The 24,452-nt window shown below is 59.7% G+C and carries 27 protein-coding genes, 1 tRNA gene and 1 pseudogene; 16 read left to right on the forward strand and 13 right to left on the reverse strand.

Annotated features, from left to right (window positions below; genetic code table 11):
* The first annotated feature begins 12 nt into the window (after positions 1-12).
* Together V1T76_RS12995 and V1T76_RS13000 are read left to right on the forward strand one after the other, a co-directional pair.
* On the forward strand, positions 13-1,296 hold the full coding sequence (locus V1T76_RS12995) for a hydroxymethylglutaryl-CoA reductase, degradative (RefSeq protein WP_330561079.1): 1,284 nt from the start codon (positions 13-15) through the stop codon (positions 1,294-1,296).
* 166 nt (positions 1,297-1,462) lie between these two features.
* On the forward strand, positions 1,463-1,981 hold the full coding sequence (locus V1T76_RS13000) for a GNAT family N-acetyltransferase (protein ID WP_330561080.1): 519 nt from the start codon (positions 1,463-1,465) through the stop codon (positions 1,979-1,981).
* A gap of 31 nt (positions 1,982-2,012) precedes the next feature.
* On the opposite strand, the gene V1T76_RS13005 is transcribed toward V1T76_RS13000, so the two are convergent.
* Positions 2,013-2,579: a hypothetical protein gene (locus tag V1T76_RS13005; RefSeq protein WP_330561081.1), complete on the reverse strand. Its 567-nt coding sequence runs from the start codon at positions 2,577-2,579 to the stop codon at positions 2,013-2,015.
* A 134-nt stretch (positions 2,580-2,713) separates the two neighbouring features.
* On the opposite strand from V1T76_RS13005, the gene ppa reads away from it, so the two are divergent.
* Positions 2,714-3,253, forward strand: coding sequence for an inorganic diphosphatase (ppa, locus tag V1T76_RS13010; protein WP_330561082.1), 540 nt, complete (start codon positions 2,714-2,716; stop codon positions 3,251-3,253).
* Between the two features lie 84 nt (positions 3,254-3,337).
* Here ppa and V1T76_RS13015 read toward each other — a convergent pair whose 3' ends face one another.
* Genes V1T76_RS13015 through V1T76_RS13030 form a run of 4 tightly spaced genes read right to left on the reverse strand, consistent with a single transcriptional unit; the run spans position 3,338 to position 5,194 of the window.
* Positions 3,338-3,772 (reverse strand): metallopeptidase family protein, encoded by a 435-nt coding sequence (locus V1T76_RS13015; protein WP_330561083.1) that lies wholly within the window; start codon positions 3,770-3,772, stop codon positions 3,338-3,340.
* Between the two features lie 27 nt (positions 3,773-3,799).
* Positions 3,800-4,078, reverse strand: coding sequence for a hypothetical protein (locus V1T76_RS13020; protein ID WP_330561084.1), 279 nt, complete (start codon positions 4,076-4,078; stop codon positions 3,800-3,802).
* Complete coding sequence (locus V1T76_RS13025; RefSeq protein WP_330561085.1) at positions 4,075-4,599, reverse strand: disulfide bond formation protein B; 525 nt, start codon at positions 4,597-4,599, stop codon at positions 4,075-4,077. Before V1T76_RS13025 ends, V1T76_RS13020 begins: the two co-directional genes overlap by 4 nt.
* Positions 4,600-4,615: 16 nt before the next feature.
* Positions 4,616-5,194, reverse strand: a complete 579-nt coding sequence (locus V1T76_RS13030; protein ID WP_006938287.1) for a YqaA family protein — start codon at positions 5,192-5,194, stop codon at positions 4,616-4,618.
* Between the two features lie 212 nt (positions 5,195-5,406).
* Between V1T76_RS13030 and V1T76_RS13035 the strand changes: the two genes are divergently transcribed.
* Positions 5,407-6,084: a hypothetical protein gene (locus V1T76_RS13035; RefSeq protein ID WP_330561086.1), complete on the forward strand. Its 678-nt coding sequence runs from the start codon at positions 5,407-5,409 to the stop codon at positions 6,082-6,084.
* Positions 6,085-6,385: 301 nt separating this feature from the next.
* On the opposite strand, the gene V1T76_RS13040 is transcribed toward V1T76_RS13035, so the two are convergent.
* The 3 genes from V1T76_RS13040 to V1T76_RS13045 form a co-directional block, all read right to left on the reverse strand.
* Positions 6,386-7,108 carry a class I SAM-dependent methyltransferase gene (locus V1T76_RS13040; protein ID WP_330561087.1) on the reverse strand — a complete coding sequence of 241 codons (723 nt, stop codon included), beginning with the start codon at positions 7,106-7,108 and terminating at the stop codon, positions 6,386-6,388.
* 440 nt (positions 7,109-7,548) lie between these two features.
* Positions 7,549-7,737 carry a DUF6538 domain-containing protein gene (locus tag V1T76_RS29050; RefSeq protein ID WP_442970122.1) on the reverse strand — a complete coding sequence of 63 codons (189 nt, stop codon included), beginning with the start codon at positions 7,735-7,737 and terminating at the stop codon, positions 7,549-7,551.
* Between the two features lie 169 nt (positions 7,738-7,906).
* Positions 7,907-7,991 (reverse strand) — tRNA-Leu (locus tag V1T76_RS13045).
* A gap of 256 nt (positions 7,992-8,247) precedes the next feature.
* Between V1T76_RS13045 and V1T76_RS13050 the strand changes: the two genes are divergently transcribed.
* Both V1T76_RS13050 and V1T76_RS13055 read left to right on the forward strand, forming a co-directional pair.
* The gene (locus V1T76_RS13050) at positions 8,248-8,742 is read left to right on the forward strand and encodes a cupin domain-containing protein (RefSeq protein WP_330561088.1); all 495 of its coding nucleotides are present in this window, start codon (positions 8,248-8,250) and stop codon (positions 8,740-8,742) included.
* A gap of 145 nt (positions 8,743-8,887) precedes the next feature.
* Positions 8,888-10,453 carry a CYTH and CHAD domain-containing protein gene (locus tag V1T76_RS13055; protein WP_330561089.1) on the forward strand — a complete coding sequence of 522 codons (1,566 nt, stop codon included), beginning with the start codon at positions 8,888-8,890 and terminating at the stop codon, positions 10,451-10,453.
* 6 nt (positions 10,454-10,459) lie between these two features.
* On the opposite strand, the gene V1T76_RS13060 is transcribed toward V1T76_RS13055, so the two are convergent.
* A complete protein-coding gene (locus V1T76_RS13060; RefSeq protein WP_330561090.1) occupies positions 10,460-11,200 on the reverse strand; it encodes a helix-turn-helix domain-containing protein in 741 nt (246 codons plus the stop codon).
* 119 nt (positions 11,201-11,319) lie between these two features.
* Here V1T76_RS13060 and V1T76_RS13065 point away from each other — a divergent pair, with 119 nt between their 5' ends.
* Positions 11,320-12,165: a hypothetical protein gene (locus V1T76_RS13065; protein WP_330561091.1), complete on the forward strand. Its 846-nt coding sequence runs from the start codon at positions 11,320-11,322 to the stop codon at positions 12,163-12,165.
* A gap of 298 nt (positions 12,166-12,463) precedes the next feature.
* Positions 12,464-13,111 carry a pyridoxamine 5'-phosphate oxidase family protein gene (locus V1T76_RS13070; protein ID WP_330561445.1) on the forward strand — a complete coding sequence of 216 codons (648 nt, stop codon included), beginning with the start codon at positions 12,464-12,466 and terminating at the stop codon, positions 13,109-13,111.
* 108 nt (positions 13,112-13,219) lie between these two features.
* Here the strand turns inward: V1T76_RS13070 and V1T76_RS13075 are convergent, their stop codons facing one another.
* The gene (locus V1T76_RS13075) at positions 13,220-14,539 is read right to left on the reverse strand and encodes an aspartate aminotransferase family protein (protein WP_330561093.1); all 1,320 of its coding nucleotides are present in this window, start codon (positions 14,537-14,539) and stop codon (positions 13,220-13,222) included.
* A gap of 111 nt (positions 14,540-14,650) precedes the next feature.
* Here V1T76_RS13075 and V1T76_RS13080 point away from each other — a divergent pair, with 111 nt between their 5' ends.
* Positions 14,651-15,511, forward strand: coding sequence for a LysR family transcriptional regulator (locus tag V1T76_RS13080; RefSeq protein ID WP_330561094.1), 861 nt, complete (start codon positions 14,651-14,653; stop codon positions 15,509-15,511).
* 298 nt (positions 15,512-15,809) lie between these two features.
* On the opposite strand, the gene V1T76_RS13085 is transcribed toward V1T76_RS13080, so the two are convergent.
* Both V1T76_RS13085 and V1T76_RS13090 read right to left on the reverse strand, forming a co-directional pair.
* Positions 15,810-16,259 carry a GNAT family N-acetyltransferase gene (locus V1T76_RS13085; protein ID WP_330561095.1) on the reverse strand — a complete coding sequence of 150 codons (450 nt, stop codon included), beginning with the start codon at positions 16,257-16,259 and terminating at the stop codon, positions 15,810-15,812.
* Between the two features lie 50 nt (positions 16,260-16,309).
* Positions 16,310-16,975: a GntR family transcriptional regulator gene (locus V1T76_RS13090; protein ID WP_330561096.1), complete on the reverse strand. Its 666-nt coding sequence runs from the start codon at positions 16,973-16,975 to the stop codon at positions 16,310-16,312.
* A 110-nt stretch (positions 16,976-17,085) separates the two neighbouring features.
* Here V1T76_RS13090 and V1T76_RS13095 point away from each other — a divergent pair, with 110 nt between their 5' ends.
* Positions 17,086-18,249, forward strand: coding sequence for a pyridoxal phosphate-dependent aminotransferase (locus V1T76_RS13095; protein ID WP_330561097.1), 1,164 nt, complete (start codon positions 17,086-17,088; stop codon positions 18,247-18,249).
* Between the two features lie 125 nt (positions 18,250-18,374).
* Positions 18,375-18,458, forward strand: a pseudogene (locus V1T76_RS13100) (ATP-binding cassette domain-containing protein); the annotation flags it as partial.
* A gap of 1 nt (position 18,459) precedes the next feature.
* On the opposite strand, the gene V1T76_RS13105 reads toward V1T76_RS13100, so the two are convergent.
* Positions 18,460-18,618, reverse strand: a complete 159-nt coding sequence (locus tag V1T76_RS13105; protein ID WP_330561459.1) for a hypothetical protein — start codon at positions 18,616-18,618, stop codon at positions 18,460-18,462.
* A 371-nt stretch (positions 18,619-18,989) separates the two neighbouring features.
* Between V1T76_RS13105 and V1T76_RS13110 the strand changes: the two genes are divergently transcribed.
* From V1T76_RS13110 to V1T76_RS13130, 5 genes are all read left to right on the forward strand, one after another.
* Positions 18,990-19,871 (forward strand): LysR family transcriptional regulator, encoded by an 882-nt coding sequence (locus V1T76_RS13110; RefSeq protein ID WP_330561098.1) that lies wholly within the window; start codon positions 18,990-18,992, stop codon positions 19,869-19,871.
* 139 nt (positions 19,872-20,010) lie between these two features.
* The gene (locus tag V1T76_RS13115; RefSeq protein WP_330561099.1) at positions 20,011-21,540 is read left to right on the forward strand and encodes an amidase; all 1,530 of its coding nucleotides are present in this window, start codon (positions 20,011-20,013) and stop codon (positions 21,538-21,540) included.
* An 11-nt stretch (positions 21,541-21,551) separates the two neighbouring features.
* Positions 21,552-22,835, forward strand: coding sequence for a TRAP transporter large permease (locus V1T76_RS13120; protein ID WP_330561100.1), 1,284 nt, complete (start codon positions 21,552-21,554; stop codon positions 22,833-22,835).
* Between the two features lie 23 nt (positions 22,836-22,858).
* On the forward strand, positions 22,859-23,833 hold the full coding sequence (locus V1T76_RS13125) for a TRAP transporter substrate-binding protein (RefSeq protein ID WP_330561101.1): 975 nt from the start codon (positions 22,859-22,861) through the stop codon (positions 23,831-23,833).
* A 57-nt stretch (positions 23,834-23,890) separates the two neighbouring features.
* Positions 23,891-24,409, forward strand: a complete 519-nt coding sequence (locus V1T76_RS13130; protein WP_330561102.1) for a TRAP transporter small permease — start codon at positions 23,891-23,893, stop codon at positions 24,407-24,409.
* Positions 24,410-24,452: the final 43 nt, after the last annotated feature.

Here is a 24,452-nt window from a genome sequence, read left to right on the forward strand (position 1 = left end):
CAGGTTCCCCCGATGAGTGACGTCACTTCATCCCGTATTGAAGGTTTTCACAAGCTGGACCCGTCCGGCCGGCTTCTGGCCGTCCAGCGACAGGCGAAGCTGGACAACAAGTCCGTCTCGGATCTTGTCGAGGCGGCCTCCGGACATATCGAGCTGGCAGACCGCCTCGTTGAGAACGCCATTTCCAGCATCTCCATTCCGGTCGGCATCGCGACCAACATGACCGTGGACGGACGCGACGTGCTGGTTCCAATGGCAAGCGAGGAATCTTCCGTCATCGCCGCCGTGTGCAACTCGGCCAAGCGCTGCCGGTCGACCGGCGGCTTCAAGACCTCGACAAGCGGCCCGCTGATGGCGGCCCAGATCCAGCTTCTGGGGGCCAGCGATCCGGAAAACGTCCGCCTGAAGGTTCTGGAACGTATCGACGACATCCGCACCATCTGCGAGGAGATCGATCCGCTTCTGGTCAAGCTCGGCGGCGGGTTCCGCGATCTCGACATCAGGGTGATCGACACGGCCGAGGGGCCGATGACCATCGTGCACATCATCGTCGACACGCGCGATGCGATGGGCGCAAACGCTGTCAACAGCATGGCCGAAGCCCTTGCTCCGAAACTGGAGGAATGGACCGGCGCCCGCAGCCTGCTGCGCATTCTCACCAACCTCGCCGACCGCCGCGTGGCCCGTGTGCGGGCCGTTTGGCCGCTGGAGGAAATCGGCGGTGAAAAGGTGCGCGACGACATGCTGTCGGCCTACCACTTTGCCGATGCCGACCCCTATCGGGCCGCCACGCATAACAAGGGCATCATGAACGGCATCAGCGCGGTGGTTCTCGCCACCGGCAACGACACCAGGGCCGTGGAAGCCGGTGCCCATGCCTTCGCCGCCAGGGACGGCCGCTACCGTTCGATGTCCCGCTGGGAAAAGGACGGCGACGGCAACCTTGTCGGCATCCTGGAACTACCGATGGCCGTCGGGCTGATCGGCGGCGCCACAAAAATCCACCCCACCGCACAGGCCAACCTGAAAATCCTCGGCGTGACCACCGCGGACGAACTGGCGCGGATCATCGTTGCCGTCGGACTGGCACAGAATTTCGGCGCCTTGCGCGCGCTCGCCACCACCGGCATCCAGAAAGGCCACATGGCCCTGCACGCCCAGAACGTTGCGCTGATGGTTGGTGCAACAGGTGAGGAAATCGACCAGGTCGCCAGTGAATTGAAGGCACTCGGCAAGGTGCGGCAGGATCTGGCCGAGGAAATCCTCGCCCGGTTGCGGCAGGGCGACAAAACCTGAGACTTTTTCATAGGCTTTGGCCGGACGGATCGCACGACAAGGACCGTGTGTCCTGTCCGGCCACTCAACTGATGGATGCCGATTGCGCTGAAATCACAATTATTGGTGCCGCCACGGCAAGATTGCCTCTTTTCCGTCGGAATGCTTGCTGTATCTTTCTTGGAGCATGACAACCGACCTGATCGATCTGCGCGCGGCTCGAACCGCCGATTGTGAGGCACTCGCCGGCATCCACAGCGAAGCCTGGCTGGGTGCCTATCGGGGAGTCTTGCATGGTGTCGACCTGCAAAAGATGATCTCCCGCAGAGGCAGCACCTGGTGGCGCGGCGCCCTTGCAAGGGGTGTCGATATCAAGATCCTCAGCATTGCCGAAATTCCCGCCGGTTACGCGACCTATGGGCCTTGCCGGTTGAGCGGCACCCGCATGGACGGCGAGATTTACGAGCTGTACCTGAAACCGGAATATCAGGGCCTCGGTTTCGGCCGGGTCCTGTTCCAGAACGTGCGTGAAACGCTTGCGGCGAAAAACATGCCCGGACTTGCCGTACAGGTACTGAGCGCAAACGAACCGGCCCGCGCCTTCTACAAGGCCGTCGGCGGCAAACTTGCTGCAAAGTCCTGGTACAGGATCGGCGGCCGAAGACTGGACCTCAGCATCTACGCCTGGCCGCAGAAAAACACCTGACCCATATGGCGTGCTTGCCCAGGCTGTGATCCTAGTAAAGAATTCCGGGATGGCCGATGATCTGCGGCGGCTGCGTGCAGTCGAAAGACCCGGCCATTGTATCGGCGGCCTGGCGCGCCATCTCGTTGGCGTTCTTGTTGGCCTGAGCATCGATCCGGGCAATCTGGCAGGTGCCACCACCGGGCAGCAACTGGGTCACGATCAGCACGCTGCCGGTTTTTGTACTGTCGTCGAGGCTCGGAAACCAGCGCAGGATGGTTGCGAAGGGAACGCCTCCCTTGAGGCGCCATTCCAGCGTTTCGTTGACCGAGTTGAAACTGGGCAGTGTCTGACCTGCCGCGGGCTCGTTGGCGGCGTCGGGACCAAAGGAAACGAACATGCGCAGGTCGCCCTCGGCAACATAGACACTCGTGCCCTTGTAACCGGCGCACTGCCAGGCACCGCCGAAGGTGCCTTCTTCCTCATCCGGGGACGTGATCAACCGGCAGCTGTCCAGCAGGATTTTGGTATAGGTGCTTTCGATTGACGCCGCCTTTGCAGGCTGCAGCGGCGCAAGCAACCCACAGAGCGCCAAAAGGGAAAGCGTGAGCCGTTTCATGAATCTGTCTCCTCCCGAGCATGCGGCGAAAATAGAGGCATGTTAATCAATTAGGTGCAATGCAAAAATAAAGGGCTTGAACTTCTTCGGCTGGATTGCGATAGACGCAGCAACGAAAAACAGGAGTTTTCTAAATGCGTATCGACGCTGTGCCGATTGGCAAGAATCCACCGGAAGACATCAACGTCATTATCGAGGTCTCCGTTGGCGGCGAGCCGATCAAATACGAGATGGATAAAGAAGCCGGTGCGATGTACGTCGACCGCTTCCTGTACACACCGATGCGGTATCCGGGCAACTACGGCTTTGTCCCGCACACCCTGTGCGGCGATGGCGATCCGATCGACGTGATCGTGGTCAACCAGCGCCCGATCGTTCCGGGTGCCATCATGAGCTGCCGTCCGATCGGCGTTCTGCTGATGGAAGACGAATCCGGCCAGGACGAAAAGATCCTCGCGGTTCCCTCCCACAAGCTCAGCAAGCGCTACGACAACGTCAATGACGTGTCCGACATTCCGGAAATCACCATCGCTCAGGTCAAGCATTTCTTTGAACACTACAAGGATCTGGAACCGGGCAAATGGGTGAAGATCACCGGCGTGGAAGGTGTTGAATCCGCAAAGCGGCTGATCATGGAATCCATCGCCCGTGCCCAGAAGGAAGCTGCTGAGTAAGCGCTTTCCGGCAGGACGAAAACAACAAAGGCCTCCCGCGTCTCGAAATCGCGGGAGGCCTTTTTATTGTAAGCGGGCCCGGCTTCAGCGTTCCGCTGCTGCCTCGATCCGCTCCATGTCCTGGTCGGAGAGGCCGAAGTGATGGCCGATCTCGTGGATCAGTACATGGGCGACGACATCGCCCAGGGTCTCGTCCATCGCCGCCCAATAATCCAGGATCGGCCGGCGGTAGAGCCAGATGCGGTTGGGCATCTGTCCGGTCAGCACGCTCGCCGCGCCCTCGCTCAGGCCCTGCCCCTCGAACAGGCCCAGAAGATCGTGCGGGTCGTCGATGCGAAGTTCATCCAGCACTTCGTCGGGCGCATAATCGGCCAGACTGATCTGCAGATGACCGCAGCGCAGCAGAAGATCGTCCGGAAGTCCGGACAGGATCTCGCTCGCCATCGCCTCGAAGTCTTCCAGGTCAGGTGCTTTGGTTTCGGTCCAGCTACTTTGGCTGACCGGCCGGACGGATGCCATATCGCTTCCTTTTAGGGATCGGTTCATTCAGGTGTTGGGCAATACGTAAGTAACGACAAGATAAATCGCCAGTCCGATCGCGAACACAAGCCCGAGACCACGGCCGATCCGGCTGCCCCACACCTCGATACGGTCGTCTTCATCCTTGTCGGCGGCGCTCAGATGATCCTTCGCCCGGTCTGCCATGCGCACAAACGTCGAGCCCGCCACCGTCTCGCTTTCCGCATTCACCCGATCGAGTGTGCGCAACGCCTCCTTGCGGAGTTTCTCCTTCGGGTGGTCTTTCTCGTTTTCGTTATCGCTCATGCACCTACACTGGCCGTGTTGCCCCGGCGTTTCAACCCGAAAGCGGCCAAAAGCGCCAGAAGCGCAAGCCCGCCGGAAGCCACCGCATTCCAGCCGGCAAAGGACAGGCCGAACATCCGCCAGCTTGCCTCGGTGCAGCTCACGACGCGGGTGGACTTCAGCGCCTGCAGCATGTTGGCAGCGGATGTCGGCGTCGCAGCGCCGCCGCCGCAATCGCTCGGGCCATCCCAGAACTCCCATTCAGCACCGGACTGATAGACCCCGAGGCCGGACCCATAGGCAAAAACGACCGCAACGATCAGAAGCACGACCATGGCCGCACCGGTCCGCTTGGCCTGCATCAGGAAAAGCGCCAGCAGGGCCAGCGGCAGGCCCACGTAATAGGGAATGCGCTGCTCCAGGCACAGTTTGCAGGGCACATAGCCGCCGATCAGCTGAAAGCCCCAGGCTGTCGCGATCGCCGCAAAGCCGCCCAGCAGCAAAAGCCCCGTCAGATTGCGCGAAATCCGGTCGGCTGTCATCTCACCCTCTTTACTGTCAGATATACCTAAGCACCAGGAAACCGCCGACCAGCAGCACCACAAATATGGTGAACATGAGACCGAGCCGCTTTTCGATGAAATCGCGGATCGGCGGGCCGAACAGATACAGCAAACCGGAAACGACGAAGAAGCGGATCCCCCGCGAAACGATGCTGGCGGCAATGAACACCGGCAGGCTGAGCCCCAGCGCCCCGGAGGCAATGGTGATGACCTTGTAGGGAAACGGCGTCAGCCCGGCGATAAAGACAAACCACCAGCCATACTGATGATAGATGTCCTTGAACTCGTCGACGAACCCCATCTTGCCGTAGAAGGTCAGGATCGGCACGGCCACCTGCTCGAATAGGAACAGGCCGATGACATACCCCAGAATACCGCCTGCAACCGACGTCAGCGTACACAGCAGCGCGTACCACCAGGCTTTCTCGCGCCGGGCGATCACCATGGGGATCAAAAGTATGTCCGGCGGGATCGGAAACACCGAGCTTTCGACAAAAGAAACGGTACCAAGCGCGGCAGGCGCACGCGGTCCGGCGGCAAGGGACAGGGTCCAGTCGTAAAGGCGTCTGATCATGGCGTTTCCCTTAGCCGTTGCGCTGCAAAAAGTCACCTGAAGAAATGCGAGAACCTTCTGCATCGCAATGCCGTGCTGACGCACCCCGTCGGCATGTCAGCCCCTTCGCGAACAGGCGTTGGCACACAGCTTCGGCACGCAGGGCAGACTTTTCTCTCACTTCTGCTAGCATTAAAGCCTCAACGGGCTCCGCATGCCACTGGGAGGGGGAGATGACAGGAACAGCCTCAGGCATCGCCAAGCTGGCATTCGCCTTGATGATCAGCACTCCGGCTGTGGCCGCCGCCCAGCAGGTCGAGATGGAAGGATCGGTCAAGCTGACACCCTTCGAAGCCGAGGGCGTAACCCTGTCGACAATCTACACGGTGGATGCGGCCTTTGCCGCAAAACACGGCGTCGAGGTTCCCGTCCCCTTCAGCCTGGCTGCGCCCCGCCGCGAGGCACAGAAGATCGTCGCCCAGGCAAAACCCGCCGGCGGCGGCCCGATCAAGATCTACTTCACGACAGACGACGAAACCAAACGCATCTATTCCTCCCTGCAGATCGTCACCTACACCATGAAGACCGACGATCCGCAGAAGCGCCTTGAAGTGGGCGACTATGTTGCCATCGAGCTTTTGAAACAGCTCGGCACCACCGACGACACACGGCTGAACGTCCGCCGCCAGATCACACTGGGCGATCTGCCCGCCTCCGAAATCGTCGGCAACTTCATCAACAAGGAAGGCGACCAGCTGCTTGTACGGCTTGTCGCACTGGCAAAACCCGACAGCCAGAGAGGCATCGTCGGCATCGCCATCGGCCATCCGCGTCAGGGGCGCATCAAAAAGGTGGAAGACATCTACCAGACCAGCGCTTCCCTGGCCTTCGATACGGTGACATTAAAGTAGCTGGTTACCTGTGCGGGTGGGAGAGAGGCCTCGCTCCCCTCGGCGCATTCGGGTAAAAACTCAACGCAATAAGCTGATGCACCCTAACGACACACATTTCATTTCTTCAGCAACTAATTTTAAGGAAATACAAAATTTCACCGCTATTTCTGCCAAGATCAATTTCAGGCGACTGAGGCTTTCCCGTTACAGAGAAGAGTAAATATCTTTACACCTAAATAAGGTGAAAAATACTTTCGAACTAAGGCAACTTGAGGTCTTATGCTGTTCTACACTGTTATCTTGTAGCGCCAAAAAATAATCAAACCCTCGAACTTGGAAAAAAGGTATGCAGTCTTTTAAGAAATGAGCGCCGCATCTTCCAATATCTCTTACTGTACCGCGCGCGCGGCTGCTGTTGCGTAGCTAACTTCTCGCCCAATGCAGATCGCTTTTCTAGACGAGCCAGTCCGGTCGATCCGCGACTTAGACAAAAATATAGCGTATCTTCATTGTCCTCAAATACTTCATTTAAAAGCGTCAATATCATCCTGTTGCCGATTTCGGTGTGGATGTTGTCTTTTTGTCTTCCCAGCATGTACGGCAAACTATCGACGTCGTCGAAAAAAATTACCCCGCCAGGTTTCACGAATGGAAAATAGCCAAAAAGTTCCTTTTTGACATGCTCCACTTCATGCACGGAATCGATGTATAATACATCGATACCATTGCGTAAGTTCGGCGCTTTTGAGAGCACCCCTTCAATATCCGCAGAATCAGACTGTATGAAGGTCCACCGCGGTGAATTTGCGACACTCGAACAATCAACAATGTCGACTGAATAAAGGTGCCCACCATCGCCTTCATGTATTGCACCTAAAAACGCACGTGTGCTTATCCCCTCCCGAGTACCCAGCTCCAATACAGTTGGCCGTTCACGAGCAGCAATTTCATTATACATAGTCAGCAAGTGTGCTTCTCCATGTATTGCTCGGCCATACGTATTAACAGCATTCTCCAAGCTTCCGCGAACGTCACTGTACACTCAAACTCTCCAAATCTAACAGAGTGATTTATAGCTCACTATCTAAACTTCAATTGAACCGTCTTCAACAAAAATGCAATGATTTCAACGTTACTATAAGACGCGCTTCACACTTTAGATTTCCCTTCGCACAAGCAGAAGTGCCAGATGCGAGCGGATTCGATTTCATTGATTCTGTCTGAACTTCTACTTGATGGACTACAGATAAAAAAGGCCTTCCATATTCAAGCATTCGAATCCGGCGTAAGGTTGCGATCAGATAGTTCCGTTGCCCTTTGTTGTTCTTGGCAACCCGCGAATTTCAATAAGCTTTGAAATTACACTTCCGCCCGTGCATTTCCTCCGGACTGCTGTCGCTTTGCTATAGCCCTTCCCCCCGCTCGGCAAACGATGCCAGGATACGAAGCTACAGATGTGCCCGGGATCGTCATCATGGCCGCTTAAACGAAGGCGCTCTGACACAGTTTTGTGGGTACGTTCGTCGCTTGCTGCATTCGCAACAGATGCTTACCGGGCAGGTCCCGGTCCTTGATCCTCAGATGATACCAATGCTCATCAAGCTGCTGCGCTGCTCGGCTTGCTCGCGCGGCGGCTACAGGTGCAGATCGTGTACGCAGCGAAAAAGCTATCTACTGTGATGTGTAGTGATGAGACAAGTCCCATGGAACACGGCGGCGGAAGCAGAAGATTCCGTCTTTGCGGAAGGTGTTTTCCGGTGCGGTTTTGTGTGCCAGCATGTGCTACGGCCACCCTCTCTCAAGAGAAAGCTGAAGCATAACAATGACTTGGAAACTGTGGTGGTGCCCCCCGCCGGAATCGAACCGGCACTCCCGAAGGAACCGGATTTTGAATCCGGCGCGTCTACCAGTTCCGCCAGGGGGGCAATCCGGTATCGGATTGGCTGCCTATCATGGGCTTTTGTCCGATGCAAGCGGTTCGAGCGCGCTGCCGCCTGCCGCCGCCGATTGCCGGTCTCATCGCTGTCGGTGGAATTTGAACAACTTCCTTCACGCTCCCTTAACCCTGGACCACAAAACCCTGGCCTGAACGCTCTCAAAGCGTGGTTTCCGGCGCATATTTAAGCTGTTTGCAACGGCTGCTCGCGCAAGTGACCAGTAAGACACGTTTGGGAGATACGGATGACACTTGCTGGCAGCCTTCAAGAGACGAAACGCACCAAGACTTCGACGGTGGACGATGCCGCCCGGCACGGGCTGGCGTTCACGCAATCCTTCGTCGACAAGGCACAGTTGATGCCTGCGCCGATCCGGCCCGAATGGGTGCTTGAGGGCGCCCCCCAAGCCATGTGCGCCGTTCTGGCCAGACACAAGTTCGGCTGGGGCGATGCCTGCCACTGGTCGTGCACGGCAGGCAAGTTCCGCTGGCACTACGGCTGGGACGAATCGGTGATGTTTCTAGAAGGTGAAGTGCGGATCACCGATGACGCCGGCCATGTGTATGAAGGCAAGCCTGGTGTCACGCTGTTCTTTCCGGCGGGCACCTCCGCCGTCTGGGAAGTGCCAACCTACATCCGCAAGCTCGCCTTCAACCAGAAACCGGTGCCGTGGTATCTGCATTACCAGTCCCGCATCCTTGAGCGCCTGAAAGGTATCGGCAAAAAGCTCTTCGGGTAACACCACCCGTCTCGCGCTGAACCTCAGGCTCGAGGTGGCTGGGGGTCAATGCCCGTCGTCAGACCGAGTTTGTTAGCCTGCTAACAAAGGCGCAAATTGTGCGCATTTTCTGGACAAGCAGAAACCGCTTGGCTAGAAATTCAGCATGAGCAAATCAGGACGTGAAATCGAGTTGAAGCTCGAGCTTGAGACGACGGCGCAGGACGCTTTGAAACGCGCCGGATCCATCGATGGGTTTACCGCCAGCCGGGCGGTGAACAAGACGCTGCAGTCAATCTATTTCGACACGCCGGACCAGGCGCTGCGCAAGGCCAAGATATCGCTGCGTGTGCGGAAATCCGGCAATAGCTGGGTTCAGACAGTCAAGCTTGGCACCGGCGTCATGGGCGGGCTGTCCTCGCCGGTGGAAGCTGAACACCCGGTCAAGGGTCGAGCGCTCGATTTTTCCGTCATCGAAGACCCATGTGTTCACGAGCGCCTTCTGGAAATCATCGGCGATGCACCTCTGTCGGAGTGCTTTGAAACGGTGATGAAACGCACCGTACGCAACCTGACGCGCGACAGCGACGGCACCTTCATCGAACTCGCCTTCGACAGCGGCAATATTCTGGCCGGCAGCGGCAGCCAGCCGCTGACCGAGCTGGAAATGGAGCTGAAGTCCGGCCCGAGCCTTGCCCTTTTCGAGGCAGCCAAGGCCCTGTTGAAGGACATTCCCTTCCGCTTTTCCCCCTATAGCAAGGCGGAACGCGGCTATCGTTTTGCCGAAGGCACCGCGCCGGCGGAACGGGCTCCTTATTTTGCGGAAGACATCACCTTCGAGAGCGGCATCACCACCGAGCACGCCTTCCGCGATGTGCTGCGCTCCTGCCTGACGCAGATTTCCGAAAACCGGCTCGCCGTTTTGTCATCGGACGATCCGGAAGGCCCTCATCAGCTTCGGGTGGGCCTGCGCCGCCTGCGCAGCGCCTTCCGCCTGTTCCGGCCGATCCTGAACCCGGCGACCATGGCACCGCTCGACCAGATGGCGAAGATCATTGCCACCGAAGCCGGCTCCCTGCGCGACCTCGATGTTCTGGTCGATGAGATCGTGATGCCGCTGGTCGCGAAAGCCCCGGCAACCTTGTCCTTCGACGCCCTTCTGGAAAACCTCAACGCGTCCCGGGACCGAAGCACCCGCACGACGCTGACCGATCACCTGAAATCGGAAGAGGTCAACGGCTTCCTGCTGGATCTTGCCGCCTATACGGAAGGGCGCGGATGGCTGGATCCGGAAAACTTCGGCCAGACGCAGCTTCTTGCCCAGCCTGTCGAGACCCACGCCGGTGACGCCCTCGCCAAGCAGTGGAAGAAGGTGCTGAAATACGGCAAGCGCCTGGAAGAACTCACCGTCGCGGAACGCCACGAAATGCGCAAGGCCATGAAGAAGATGCGCTATGGCATCGAATTCTTCGGCTGCCTTTACCCGAAGGACACGGTGAAGCCCTTCCTGAAGCGGATGAAGAAGCTGCAGGATATTTTCGGCTATCTCAACGATGTCGCCATGGCCGAACAACTGCCGGTGAAATGCAAGGTCAGCGGCGCAAACGCTCTGGCAACCAACCAGGCCATTGGCTTTGTCATCGGCTGGCACGAGGCCCAGTGCCAGGCCATGTGGCAACACGCCAAGGGATATTGGGAAGCGACCCGGGAAACGCCGAAATTCTGGACCTGACGCCGGTCACCGGCCCGGCTCGATCGTCAGAATGTCCGGAAAGGAAACGGGCGCGAAAGCCCCTGTCAGCTTGAAGGTGGTCAGGTCTTCCTCACGCGAGACAAGCTGGTCCTGACGGGCCAGCTCGGCAATGGTCTCCTTCAGGGTTTCGATCTCGCGCAGGATGAACGCCCCCGTGTCTGGCAGCATGCGGCGGGAGAGCGTGAAGAACAGCGACTGGTTGCCGCCCGGATTGGCGATCACCTGCCCCAGAAAACGGGTGTTGATGTCCTTCAAGAGCGCGATCAGCGGTCCATCCGGACGGAACCTCAACGGTTCCTTGCGCGTGATCTTGATGTGGTTGCCGGGGTGTACCTCAGCCAGCCCCAGCGCCTCCAGCGCCCGGCCCATACGGAACATATCCTCCCCTGAAAGACCGAACCGGCGCTCGATTTCCTTTTGCGGGATCGGCTCGCGCAGCAGGATGAAGAGATAGAACAGCGACGGGTCCGCGGCGAGCCTCGTTTCCGTTGCCACCGGCAGCACACTTGCTTCTTCGGAAGTTCGCGCTGCCCGGTGCAACACATCCGCCAGCGGAACCTCCAGAATGTCGCAGATTTCCAGCAGCCGGCTCAGCTTGCAATCGTACCCGGCAAAGATCCGCTTGACCGTCGGCTCCGAAATATCCATCCGCCTTGCCAGATCCGCATAGGTCATGCCGCGCGCCTTCAGAACGCCCTGCAAAATCTTGAATGTATCTCCACGCATGATCTTGATCCCGAAATGACAGCCTTGGTATCGTTTTTTGATACCATGTCATGATCAATTGCAAGAAAAGTTCGCTGACTGCATGGAAAGTCCAGTTCAACTGTTTGAAAGGACATCCCATGCAGCCTCTGAAACACCTCGCCGCCGCGCTCCTGCTCAGCCTCTCCACGCTGCCTTCCGCGGCTGGTTCTCTCTGGTCGACGGACGGGTTCGATATGCCGGAATCAGTTGCTTACGACCCCACGACTGATCGGTTGATTGTCAGCGTCATGGAGGGCGCACCGAATGCGGTCGATGGCAACGGACATCTGGCGCTTCTGTCCACCGGTGGAAAGGTCATCGATGCCAGTTGGGCAACCGGCATGGACGCCCCCAAGGGGCTGGCGGTGATGGACGGCAAGGTTTTCGCGGCCGATCTCACCAGCCTGCGCGTTGTCGACGCCGGCACTGGCGACTTGTTGCAATCCCTTCCTGCCAAGGGCGCGGTTTTTCTGAACGATGTCACCACCAATGGCAGCGAGATCTACGTCTCCGACATGATGACGAACACGATCTGGCGATATGCGAACGGCACTTTCGAAAAATGGCTGGAAAGCCAGGTTCTCAACCATCCTAATGGCCTCTACTGGGATGACGACTGCCTGCTTGTCGGGGCCTGGGGAAAGGGCCTCAAGGACGACTTTACCACCGAAGCCCCCGGCAGCCTGCTCGCCATCGACCCGGCAACAAAATCCATCAGCGTCGTGGCGCAGGATGTCGGCAACATCGACGGCATCACCCGGCTGAACGGCAAACTCGTCCTCAATGACTGGATCACCGGCAAGGTCTTCGAGATCGGGACGGACGGAGCGACCTCCGAGATCCTGAGTGAACCAGCAGGCCTTGCCGATATCTCCGCACGCGATGAAGTGCTCTATCTGCCGCATATGCTGGAAGGAAAGATCGAAGCGGTAACGCTGGACTAGACGCCAGTCGCCTCGGCAACAGACGATCACAAAGCGCCATATCCCGCGAACGACGGCTGGGCAGCACATGCCCAGCCTGAAGCTTTTCCCTGCGAAACAACATGCGATCCTGTGCCGTGTGAGCACCAGAGAAACGCTCTCAAATGTCCCCTCACAAAAATGATGTACGCACCTCATTTCATGTTACCTTCACGCGTGGCCGGTTCGACGACCGGGAGCAGGACGCGAGAGCCTGCTGCTGGAGTCGGTCTCGGATCGGAGAGTGCCGGACAAGGGAAGAACGCCAAGGGGACTCATGATGGAAGCCTACAAGATCAACCCGGAGTTCATCATTTCGGATGAGGAAACGCTGCGGAACCAATATTCCGAACTGTCGCCACTGGCTGCGAAAAAGTGCCTGAGCGCGCTGGACAAGCACGCGCAGGACTTCATCAAGCGCTCCCCTTTTCTGTGCCTTGGCACCCAGAACGCGGACGGCAAGGCAGATGTCAGCCCGCGCGGCGATCCTGCCGGCTTCGTCAGGGTTCTCGACCCGCAAACGCTCGCCATCCCGGACCGTCCGGGCAACAACCGCCTGGACAGTCTGGCCAATATCGTCGCCAATCCGAATGTTGGTCTCTTGTTCCTCGTACCCGGATTTGACGAGACCCTGCGCGTCAACGGCACAGCCACCCTGGTGACCGATCCGGATCTTCTGGAAACCATGAGCGTGAGGGACCGGGCTCCCAAGCTTGCCATCGTCGTCTCTGTAAAGGAGGTCTTCCTGCATTGCGCCAAGGCCTTCCGGCGCTCCCATCTCTGGGATCCGGAGCATCGGCAGGACCGCAGCGAGATGCCGTCGCTTTCCAGGATCATTCTGGACCAGACGACCGGGGCTCCGGATGATGCGGAAATGCAGAAGCTGGATGCGGCTCTGGAAGAGACCTACCAGAAAACGCTTTACTGACCGGAACCTGGACCGCGATTGCGGTGACGGGAAACTGACGACAAACTCAAGTTGGCAGGGGCAGCATCAAGCGACCCTCTTCGCCTTCTCATGTCTCACGCGGCCGCTTCAGGCCCGTGCCGCCTCAATCGCCGATGCCATGACATCCAGCCCCTGCTCGATCTCCTCATCCGAAATCGTCAGTGGCGGGGCAATGCGGAAGACCGCGCCCATGGCGGGCAGCTTGACGATGTTCATGCTGAGCCCGCGCGCCATCGCCTCTGCGCCGATCCGGTCAGCCATGGCAAGATCCGGTTTGCGGCTGGCCCGGTCGGTCACGATCTCAAGCCCGAGCAGCAACCCTTGGCCGCGCACATCGCCAACACACTCAAAACGCTGCTTCAAACCTTCCAATCCGGCTTGCAGCCGCTGGCCCGCAGACACCGCACGGCCGATCAGGCCATCGCGTTTCACCACGTCCATCACCGTCAGGCCGACAGCGGCCGGCAGAGGATCGGACACATGGGTGGTCAGAAACACGAACCCTTTCCGGTGCGCTTCTTCCTCGATGGCGCTGCTTGTCAACACCGCGGAAAGCGGCAAACCGGCCCCCAGGGTCTTTGACAAGGTCAGGATGTCGGGTGTCACGCCATCCCGCTGGAAGGCAAACATGTGTCCCGTCCGACCGATACCGGTCTGGGCTTCATCCAGAATAAGCAGCATCCCGCGCTCGTCGCACTTCTGGCGCAGTGCCGCGAGATATCCCGCCGGCAATTCGATGATACCGCCTGAAGACAGGATCGGCTCGGCAATGAAGGCGGCGAGGTTGCCGGTGGACTGGCTGTCGACCAGCGCGAAGGCATCGTCCAGCTCGGTCTTCCAGTCCAGATTGCCGTTCGCATCCGTAAACCGCGGCCGATAGGCATTGGGGGCGGGAATCGCGAACGACCCTGGATTGACAGGCCCATACCCCCGCCGGTTGTGACTGTAGGTGGCGGAAGCCGCTGCCCCGGTCATGCCGTGCCAGCTCTTGGTAAAGGCCACGATTTCATGCTTGCCGGTCACGAGCTTGGCCAGACGGATGGCAGCCTCGTTGGATTCCGCACCGGTGGACAGGAGCAGCACCTTCTCAAGACCAGGCACCAGCGAGCCGAGGCGTTTCGACAGGTCGACGACCGGGCGGGACAGCATGCCGCTGAACAGGTGATCGAGTTGGCCGATCTGCTCGCGCACGGTGCGCACGACATCCGGGTGGGAATGCCCCAGGATGGAGCTCATCTGACCGGAGGTGAAATCGAGGATTGGCGCGCCCGAGCTGTCGTAGACGTAACTGCCCTCGGCGCGCTCGATGACACGTTGTTCGAACATGGGGCCATACCGCAGAACATGATCCGATACGTCGGACCAGAACCCTGTGTCCGTGCTGTTGCTGGCGCTTTCCAATGCCATGATGCGTCTCCCGATCCGGCCGGCTGAAATGACTTCGGAAAGTGTAGGAGAAGCCTTGCATTCAATAAAATTCATAATTTAAATTATGATATTCAACTGGATTGATATCTTATGCCTGTTCTGGAAATCGCTCTTCTGCGCAGTTTCATGGAGGTTTCCCGCAGCGGATCGATCAGCTCCGCAGCGCGGCAGGTCGGGCGGACACAATCGGCCGTCAGCATGCAGATGAACCGGCTGGAAGCGATTGTCGGTCAGCCGATCCTGCGACGCACACGCGGGGGTGTGGAACTGACGGCAGCGGGCGACAGGTTTCTAGCCCAGGCGGAACGCATTCTCGCCGTTCATGATGAAGCCATCGCCACCCTGCCAGGCGCAGGCCTGCATGGTCTTATCAGTTTCGGCTGTCCGGAAGACTATCTGACCGCCTTCTTTCCCGATCTTCTGAAAGGCTTCGGCGCGCGCCATGGTGATGTCGAGATCGAGGTGGTCTGTGCCCCGACGACGGAATTGCACCTGCTGCTGCAGCGCAGGCGGATCGATCTTGCCCTGATTTCCGTTCCCGGCGAAGACGCCTCCACTCGCATCCTGCGGCCGGAAAGCTTTGTCTGGGTGGCCAATCACCCCACCCCGGAGATCCTGCAAAAAGACATCGTACCTCTGGCCCTTTCAGCACCGGACACGTTGGATCATCGCGCGGCCCGCACCGCCATGGATCAGGCGGGCAAGGCCTATCGCATCGCCTTTGCCAGCAACGGTCTCGCAGGCCTGCTGGCCATTGCCCGCTCCGGCCAGGCCATAAGTGTGGTAACCCGCTCCGCGGTGCCGCCCGATCTGCACATCGTGGAAACCGGTCTGCCGCCACTTCCCGGCATCGGCGTCACGCTGGCCTATGCGTCGCCAAATCCTTCGGCTGCGGCGCAGGCATTCGGGGAATTCGTGGCAGACAAATTGCGCAACCCGTCGACAGCCTGACGTACCCCCCCGAGCGGCCACTGTCAGGCCCGCTCGACCAGCCTTTCGACCCGGACCGGTGGCATTCGCCAAGGTCGCCTGAAAACGTGTGAATTTTAGACATCCCCAAGGCTGACCTCATTTCCGTTTCAGACCTTATTGCCCTGCGGCCGCCGGTGCTCACGAAGCCTCGCTGTAGCGGCCTCCGCTCCGCCATTTACCCGCATTGACTGAGCCTCAACCCATGGAGCGGTCTGATGAAGAAACCCTTCATTTCTGACCGGTTGTCAGCCACCGCCGGGTTCCAGGCCGGTAGGCATCAAGCGCCGGGCGTCCAGATGTAGATAGTGTCCAGTGCGTCCTGCGAGACGAAACGGAACCCGCAGGAGAGATAAAAGGCGTTTGCCGGACTGCCGTTGAGGGCCATCAGCCGGATCGGCAGTCCCGCCGCATTTGCCTCGGCCTTCAGGCCTTCGATAATGTCGCGGCCGATCCCCCGCCCCTGAAACGCCGGGCTGACATAGAGATGATCCAGGTAGAAGTGGTCGGCTCGCCTGCGCACGACAAGGAAGCCGGCAATGCTGCCTTCCACCTGAATGATGCAGGTGTCGGCGGCAACAAAGCCGTCCAGAAAGCGCTCTCGCGCCCGCACGGGATCAAACCGGCCGACAGCTTCGAGGCTCGGTCGCATCGCCTCGACACGCAGGTTGGCAAGCCTCTCGGCATCCGCGTCAGATACGGGTTCAGTTCGGCAGGTTATGCGGGACATCCATTACCTCGACAAGGACACCGGGACAGACTCGCTGCGCCTGATCGCGTTTAGGAACCAGGCAATCTCACGGTGAGACGATCAACCAGCGCTTCACCAGCGGCTTCTATGTGACACCTCAGGATCTCGCAGGCTTCAGCACCATCGCGGCGGCGGCAGGCCTCCAGCAGATCCCGGTGTTCCTGATGGGACCGCCGGGTGTAGTCGAGCTGCGCTGCGGCAAGCCTCAAGTACCTGTCTCCGGTTTCGTTGAGAGCGGCAATCTGCGCCAGCAGCCGGGGCCGTGCGCAGGGCTCGTACAGCGCAAAATGAAACGCCTTGTTCAAGGCGCCGAAGTGTTCCAGATCAGATGCCTCCGCCTTGTCCTGAATGGCCACGGCACGGTCGATCTGGCTGTTGGTCAGTTCCGGAATGGCAAGGCGCAAGGCCAGCGTTTCCAGCGCCGCCCGCATTTCATAAACTTCCCTGAACTCTTCCGGATCAAGCGGCGCAACGATCGCGCCCCTGTTCTGCGGCATCTGCACCAGTCCCTCGGCTTCCAGCAGGCGCAGTGCGTCACGAACCGGCATCCGGCTGGTTTCGAACAGCACCGCCAGCCGCTCCTGACGCAGCGGCTCGCCCGGTTTCAGTTCGCCTGAGATGATTTTTTCCCGCAAGGCATCGGCCACCCGAATGGCCTGGTCTCCGGTTCTTTTTGCGGCTGTTCGCTCTGCCATTTGTCCATCCGGCTGGGTCCGTCCGCCTTCGTAGACAATCGGTGACTTGACTGCAATTACCCATTTTTGTATCCAATTTTTATATTTGGATACAAATAGGGATAATGCAGATGACCGTCTCACGATTGAAGGACATTCCGGGAATTGGGGTAGACCGGATGGGACAGGCAGCTGATGACGCCGGAACCTCCGACATGCTTCGCCTGGAAAACCTCGATACGGATCTGAGCCCGCCGCAGGAGGCGCTGGAGGCGACGCGAGCCGCTATCGGCCGGGACGACGCCAACAGCTATCTGCCGTTTCTGGGCACTGATGACATCCGCAAGGCAGCAACAACCCGAGTTTCCACCACCACCGGCCAGGCCTACGACTGGAAGACCCAGAGCGTGATTTCTGCGGGCGGGCTGTCCGGCATCCTCAATGCTCTGCTTGCAATTCTGGAGCCGGGCGACGAGGTCATCATCACCGATCCCGCCTATGCGGGACTGCTCAATCGCATCCGCCTGGCCGGCGGCATTCCGAAACTCGTTCCGCTGAAGGTGGTGGACGGCGGCTGGCGCCTTGACCTGGACGCACTTCTGCAGGCGGCTGGCCCGAGGACACGCGCTGTGCTGACCATGAGCCCATCCATGCCGACAGGCATCGTGCACACAGCCGAAGAATGGAATGCCATTGCGGAAGTCGTTATACGCACCGGCGCATACCTTTTGCACGACGCCGCCATGGAACGCATCCTCTACACCGGCAGTACGGTGATCCATCCCGCCAGCCTGGATGGTATGGCTGAGCGCACGATAACGGTGGGCTGCGTTTCCAAGGAATACCGGATGATCGGCTGGCGCGTCGGCTGGACGGTCGGCCCCGCTTCGATCATGGCGGATATCAGCCTCGTCAGCCTCACCAACGTGGTCTGTCAGGTTGGCATCGCTATGCCGGGTGCTGCCGCCGCCGTCACCGCGAAAGACGACGGCATCGCCGCTGCGACCGCAACCTGGAAAGCGCGCCGAGACATCATCCTGCAGGAGCTTTCGGATCTGCCCGTCGTGCGCCCGGATGGCGGCTGGTCGCTGCTGATCGACACCGCCAAGCTTGGCCTGCCGCCTTCAGAGGCCTCCCGGCTGCTGTTCGAAAAGGGGCGGATCGCAGCAACACCGATGACCGGCTGGGGCAGTGAGAACATCGCAGGACGCTACCTGCGCTTCGTCTTTGCCAACGAGCCGGAAGAAAGGCTCGGCGACATCCGCGAACGGTTGCGGCTCGCCTGGCAGGTCTGAGGCCTTTGTCCCCGTACCGTCGGACGAAAGGCTTTCGCACCGGGCATTCCGGCCTCTTGTGCCAAAGCATTCGGTGAGTGCGGCTCCTCCGGTCGCTTACCGCCTGGCCGACATGACCACCGGCGCTGTCAAAGGGTGAATTCTGTGTCTTTGTCAGCCCGTCCGGCTGTGGCAAGTCCACTCTGCTCAGGATGATCTCGGGTCTCGAACTCAGGCCAGATCCTCATCGAGGGCGCAGCTGATGAAGGCCGCGAAACCTATGGGATCCGCCCAGAGCATCTCGTGCTGTGGCGGGCCGAAGGAAAATGGCGGGTACGGGTCTGCCATACCGACCGGCTCGACGCCGATACAGTCGTCTATCTCGATCATCCTGAGTTGAAGCAGATCCTTGCCCGCGTACCGGGTGACTTCGAGGTGGCAATGGACGACATGATTTGCGCACCCCCCATGAGCGGCAAGGAGCATCGGCTCTGATAACAGCGGGGAAGCTGTCCCCTGCCATGATTCCCGTTGACCGATCGGCCAAGGCCAGCCTCTCCGCGAGCCCCCTGACGCTTTCTTTTGCTCGACAGGCAAGCTGACAGGAGTATAGGTCGGTCGGCACGTTCACCTGGCATCGCCTTTTGGTTATGATAAACAAAGGTAATTGTTCGAAGCGGTCCAGAGCTGCAAGGTGGCCGGGAGGCAGATAGATTTTAAACAGGGATTGGCACACCCGGCTGACCACACGACACATGCGGATGATCGTGAGCCTGGCCGAACTGGGGCTTGTCGCGCGTGTGGCCGAGGCGCTCAATGTCACGCAGCCGGCGATCTCGAAACAGATTGCCGAACTGGAACGCATCATCGGCGATTCCATCGTCATACGGGATCGCAACCGGCTCTACCTTACCCCGATCGGACGCAGGCTGGCCGAGCATGCACGGGCGATCCTGAGCCAGTTGGACCGGGCCGCCTTCGACATCGAAGCCATGGCGAGAGGCGTATCCGGCTCCGTCACCGTCGGCGCTGTGGGATCGGTTGCGCCGCTGCTGCTGCCTGAAGCCATCGCCTTGATGAAAAGCAGTGCGCCGAAGGCCAGTGTCGGCGTGGTCGAAGGCCACTTCGTTTCGCTTTTGCCGGAACTGACGGCCGGCAAGATCGACCTTCTGATCGCACGTATCTGGCAACCGCGGGAACTGCCGGGCATTCAGCAAGCCACGCTGTTCAAGGAACCTATCGTCGTCGTGGTCGGACGAGACCACCCGCTGGCCAGACAGAGCGAGATTACCTGGGAAACAGTTTCCCAATGGCCATGGATACTTCCCCAGCCGAATTCAGTTGCCCGGCAGGCTGTGGACGCACTCTTCGCCCGTAACGGACTGTTGCCTCCGGAAAACACGATTGCTTCCGCGTCCCTGACCCTGAACCTTGAGCTGATGCGCAAGCTGCCGGCGGTCGGCCTGTTTCCGGATAGCCTGGCGCGTATTCATTCCGCGCGCGGGGACATCGCCGTCCTGCCACTCGATACGGAAGATTTCCTGTCGGAGGCCTGCTGCTTCTGGGCACGCGACAAGCAGACCTCCGACAGCACGTTCGACCTGTTCATGCAGTGCCTGATGCAGAGTGCCAGCAGGATGTAGACCATTACCGAAGGTTATGGTTTGCGGCGAAGAATTCAATTTTTCCCGGCAGCCTCCCCCACTAACGTTGAACGCTAGTAGCACTGGGAGGAGTTCGATATGAGTTCAGTTGCAACGTCGCTGGCGGCGGTGGTGCTGCATGGCTGAGCGCGCGCTTGTCGAACGCTCGGCTGGAGATCTGCTCGAAGCCTTTGCCCGGGGGGAAACCACCCCGAGCGAGCTGCTTGAGGCGTGTCTTGAGCACATTGAACAGATCAACCCGGCCATTAATGCCCTCACTGCGCTGGACACTGAAGGCGCCAGAGCCGAGGCTGTCGAGGCAACGCGCCGCTGGCAGTCAGGCGCACCGAAGGGCCCGCTCGACGGCCTGCCGATCGGCGTGAAAGACCTGCAGGACACCAAAGGCCTTCTGACCACCCACGGAAGCCCCCGGGCACGTGGCAATATTCCTGACAAGGATTTGCCCATGGTGGCGCGCCTGCGCGAGGCCGGCGCCATCGTTCTGGCAAAAACCAACGTTCCGGAACTTGGGGCGGGCGGGAACAGCAAAAACCCTGTCTGGGGCGCAACCGGAAATCCGTTTGATCCGAACCTGATCGCAGGCGGGTCGTCCGGCGGCTCGGCCGCCGCGTTGGCGACCGATCTTGTGCCGCTCTGCACCGGATCGGACACCGGCGGCTCCCTCCGTCTGCCGGCGGCCCTGTGCGGCATCGTCGGCTATCGCCCCTCGGTTGACGTCATTGCCCACCCGACACGACCGCTCGGCTGGTCCGGCATATCGGTGCTTGGTCCGATGGCCCGCACCATGGACGACCTTCTGCTCATGCTGGATGTCTGCCAGTCCTACAATCCGGATGACCCTTTGTCCGCTCCGGCAGATCCTGACCGTTTCAGCAAGCTTCCCAAGATCGATCTTCGTGACCTTCGCGTGGGCGTGAGCGAGGATTTTGGCGGCGCGCCGGTGGCACCAGCCATCCGGGAGACCTTCCGGGCGCGCATTGACATTCTGAGATCTCAGGTCAAGGAGTGCCGGCCGGTCGATCTTGATCTCGGCGACATGGACCGGACCTTCGACATTCTGCGCGCGGAAAGCTTCGTCTCGGCCTTTGGCCAGGCAATCAAACAAGCGCCGGAGGATTTCGGGCCGCATATTGCCGCCAATGTTGAGCTTGGTCTCTCCATGAGCCTGTCGGACCGGGCCTGGGCCCATCTCGAGCAGACACGCATCCTGCGGAAATTCAACGCGCTCATGCGCGACTTTGACGTCATCTTGTTGCCGACGTCGCCTGTCTCGCCGTTTCCATGGACCCAATCCCATGCCATGGAAATCGATGGGCACACCCTGGATATCTATTATCGCTGGCTGGCGCTGACATATCGCGGATCCCTGGCAGGTGGCCCGGCGATTACCCTGCCGTCCGGGCTGGACCCCCACGGAATGCCGTTCGGCTTGCAGATGCTTGGTGCGATCCGGCAGGACGAGAGGCTTCTTGCCTCGGCCAAGGCCATTGAAACGTTTTTTGCGCGCTCGCCTGCAACCGCCCGGCCCCGACCTGATCTGACAAGGCTCCGTGCATCAACGGTTGACCTGCGCTCGATCGTGACCCATCCGCCTATCGTGGGCAATGCCACGCAGTCCGACCCGTTGTCCATGAAAACGGCCGTGTAAGAGACCTTCTCATGTGGTTCATCCCAATCCTCTTTGTTGTCTTGCTGATCAGCGGCACGGCCTTTGCCTATCTGATGGGAGCCGTGTCGGTTCTGACCTTCGTGGCCGTGGGAAAAACCCAGTTCCTGTCCATTCTGCCTCAGCGCATCTTTGCCCAGCTTGACGTCTTTGCCTTCATGGCAATGCCGATGTTCATCCTGACGGCCGAAATCATGGGGCGTGCAGGCGTCACGCGCCGCCTGATTGACTTTGCCATGTCTATTGTCGGCCGTTTCAGGGGCGGTCTGGGGCATGTGAACATTCTGACCAGCGTGTTCTTTGCGGGCATCTCGGGATCGGCGATTGCCGACAGCGCGGCCCTGTCGCGGACCTTCGTGCCGGAGATGAAGGCGCGCGGCTATGACCCTTATTATGCCGGGGCCATCACGGCGGCGTCGTCCATGATCGGGCCGATCATTCCGCCGTCGATCATCATGATCATCTACGGCGGACTAACCGGCACTTCGGTCGCGGCCCTGTTCATAGCCGGTATCGTTCCCGGCATTCTGCTGGCCGCAGCCTTGATGTTGCTGAATGCCGGCATCGCGATCGTCAGGAAACACCCGGGCGGCAAATTCGACGATCTGCCCCGGTTCTGGCCAAGCCTCTTTCATGCAGCCCCCGCCCTCTGCCTGCCTCTGGTGATCCTTGGTTCGCTTGTCTTCGGACTGGCCACACCCACAGAGGGCTCTGCCATCGCCGTGCTTGTCGCCTTGCTGGCAGGGCAGTATTACACTGGTCTCACGTGGCGGATGATTTTCGATGCGGTCGAGGCAACCGCCCGCATGACCGGCACCATCTTCATCATTCTCGCGGCGATTTCCGTTCTGGGATACCTGGCCGGGCAATTGGGCTGGTCGCAGGCTCTGGCAGATTGGGTCGAATCCTTCGGGTTGACCGGCACGCGCTATTTTTTCTTCCTGGTTGCGGTCTTCCTGATCGCGGGCATGTTCATGGACACCCCCGTCGCCCTGACCTTGCTTGTCCCCTTGTTCGTGCCGCAGGCCCTCGAACAGGGGATCAGCCCGATTCAGCTCGGTATCGTGCTGTGCTTCAACCTGTGCATCGGCCTGATCACGCCGCCGCTCGGCAAATGCCTGGTGGTCGTGTCTGCACTGACATCGCTCAATTACTGGCGCCTGGCCTTTGCCACGCTGCCTTTCGTCCTCGTTCAAGTGCTCTTGCTGCTGGCGCTGGTCTATTGGCCGTCGATCAGTCTTGCCCTGCCGCGCCTGTTCGAACTTTCAACAAACTAGATATCTGACTGGGAGGACTACACATGAAACTCAAGGCACTTGCTCTGGCCACATTGGTGGCAATGGCTGCACCTGCATCCGCAGAGGTCAAGATTGCGCTGGACACCAAGCCGGATCTGGAAACCTCCGGATCCTACAATTGGGCCCACGCTTTTGGTGAAGCCCTGAAAGAAGCCGGCATGGACGTGCGCGAACTGCCGCGCGGCTCGATCGGAAACGAGGCGGAGGTGTTCGACCAGGTCACGACCGGCCTGCTGGAAGTCTCCCTTGCAGACGTGCGCTCCGTCGCGCAGGTCGATCCGTTCATTTACGGCGTGCGTCTTCCCTACATCTTTGACGACATCGACCACATGGACCGCGCTCTGGCAGCGGGCAAAGTGTTCGAGCAGGTGAATGCCAAACTGGCTGACCAGGACGCGATCCTGCTGGCTCTGGCCCCGCTCGGGCCTGCGTCGGGCGTAATCACCACCACGACCGCGGTCCGTTCGCCTGCCGATATGACCAGCTTGCGGATGCGTGCGCTGGATGACGCGCAGATCGCCATGTACGAGGCGTGGGGCTCCAGCGGCACGATTGTGCCGTGGGGGGAAGTGCCCACGGGCCTTCAGACCGGCGTGATCAACGGCTACCTCAACTCGCCCTTCGTGCCCGTTCTGTTCGGTCAGACCGACTTCGTGAAGAACTTCTCGGACGCGCGGGTCATCTGGCCGCTGCGCGCCGTGATCGTCTCCAAATCCTGGTACGACGGCCTGTCCGACGCGGACCGTGAAGCGGTAGATGCAGCGGTCAAGACCGCGGATGCAGCAACCCGTGCATGGCTGAACGAAGCGTCCGAGAAAGGCCTAAAGATGCTTGAGGAAAAGGGCGTGACCGTCCAGCGCCTGTCGCCGGAAGAGCGTGCGGTCTTTCGTGAAGCCTCCAAGCCGGTCTACGATTCAGGCCTGATGCCGTCCGAGGATGTGAAGGCCTGGACCGAACTGTCCGAAAGCACGCGCTGATCGATGAAAGGCGGGCCGCACCAGCGGTCCGCCTGCCATGCAGCAGGAGATATCAAGATGCGCAAGTTCATCATTACCCTCAGCAACGGTGTCCATCGGACCGTGCGTGGGGTGGCAGTTCTTACCGTCTGCCTGATGTTCGTGACCGTGATGATCCAGATCATCGCCCGCTATGTCTTCTCCTCCCCTCCGGTCTGGACGGAAGATATTGCCCGCTACGCCATGGTCTGGACGGGGCTTCTCGGGGCAACGCTGTCGTTCAAGACGAAGTCCGACGCTGTTTTGATGGATAGCGTGTTTCCGCAGCGCCCGCATATTCTCGGCGTGTTGGGTGAGGCCATCCAAAGCGCGGCAATCCTGACATTCGTCCTGCCGGTGCTCTATTTCTGCTTCGTCGGTCTGCGGGGCGGCTTTGCAAAAAGCTACCTGGCCCGGCAATCCGGCCTCACCGCGGACACGCTCGGCATTCCCATGGTCTGGATCTCTGTCTCGGTTCCCATTGCCATGGTCATCATCCTGCTGCATCTGTCGGCAAGGTGGGCTGGCGGCACAGACACCAAATTGACCGATGAATAACCTCCAGGGGCCCGTTCGCAACGGCTTGGAAGGTGATAGCAGA

The sequence above is a fragment of the Roseibium sp. FZY0029 genome, assembly GCF_036350355.1.
Classification (GTDB): Bacteria; Pseudomonadota; Alphaproteobacteria; order Rhizobiales; family Stappiaceae; genus Roseibium.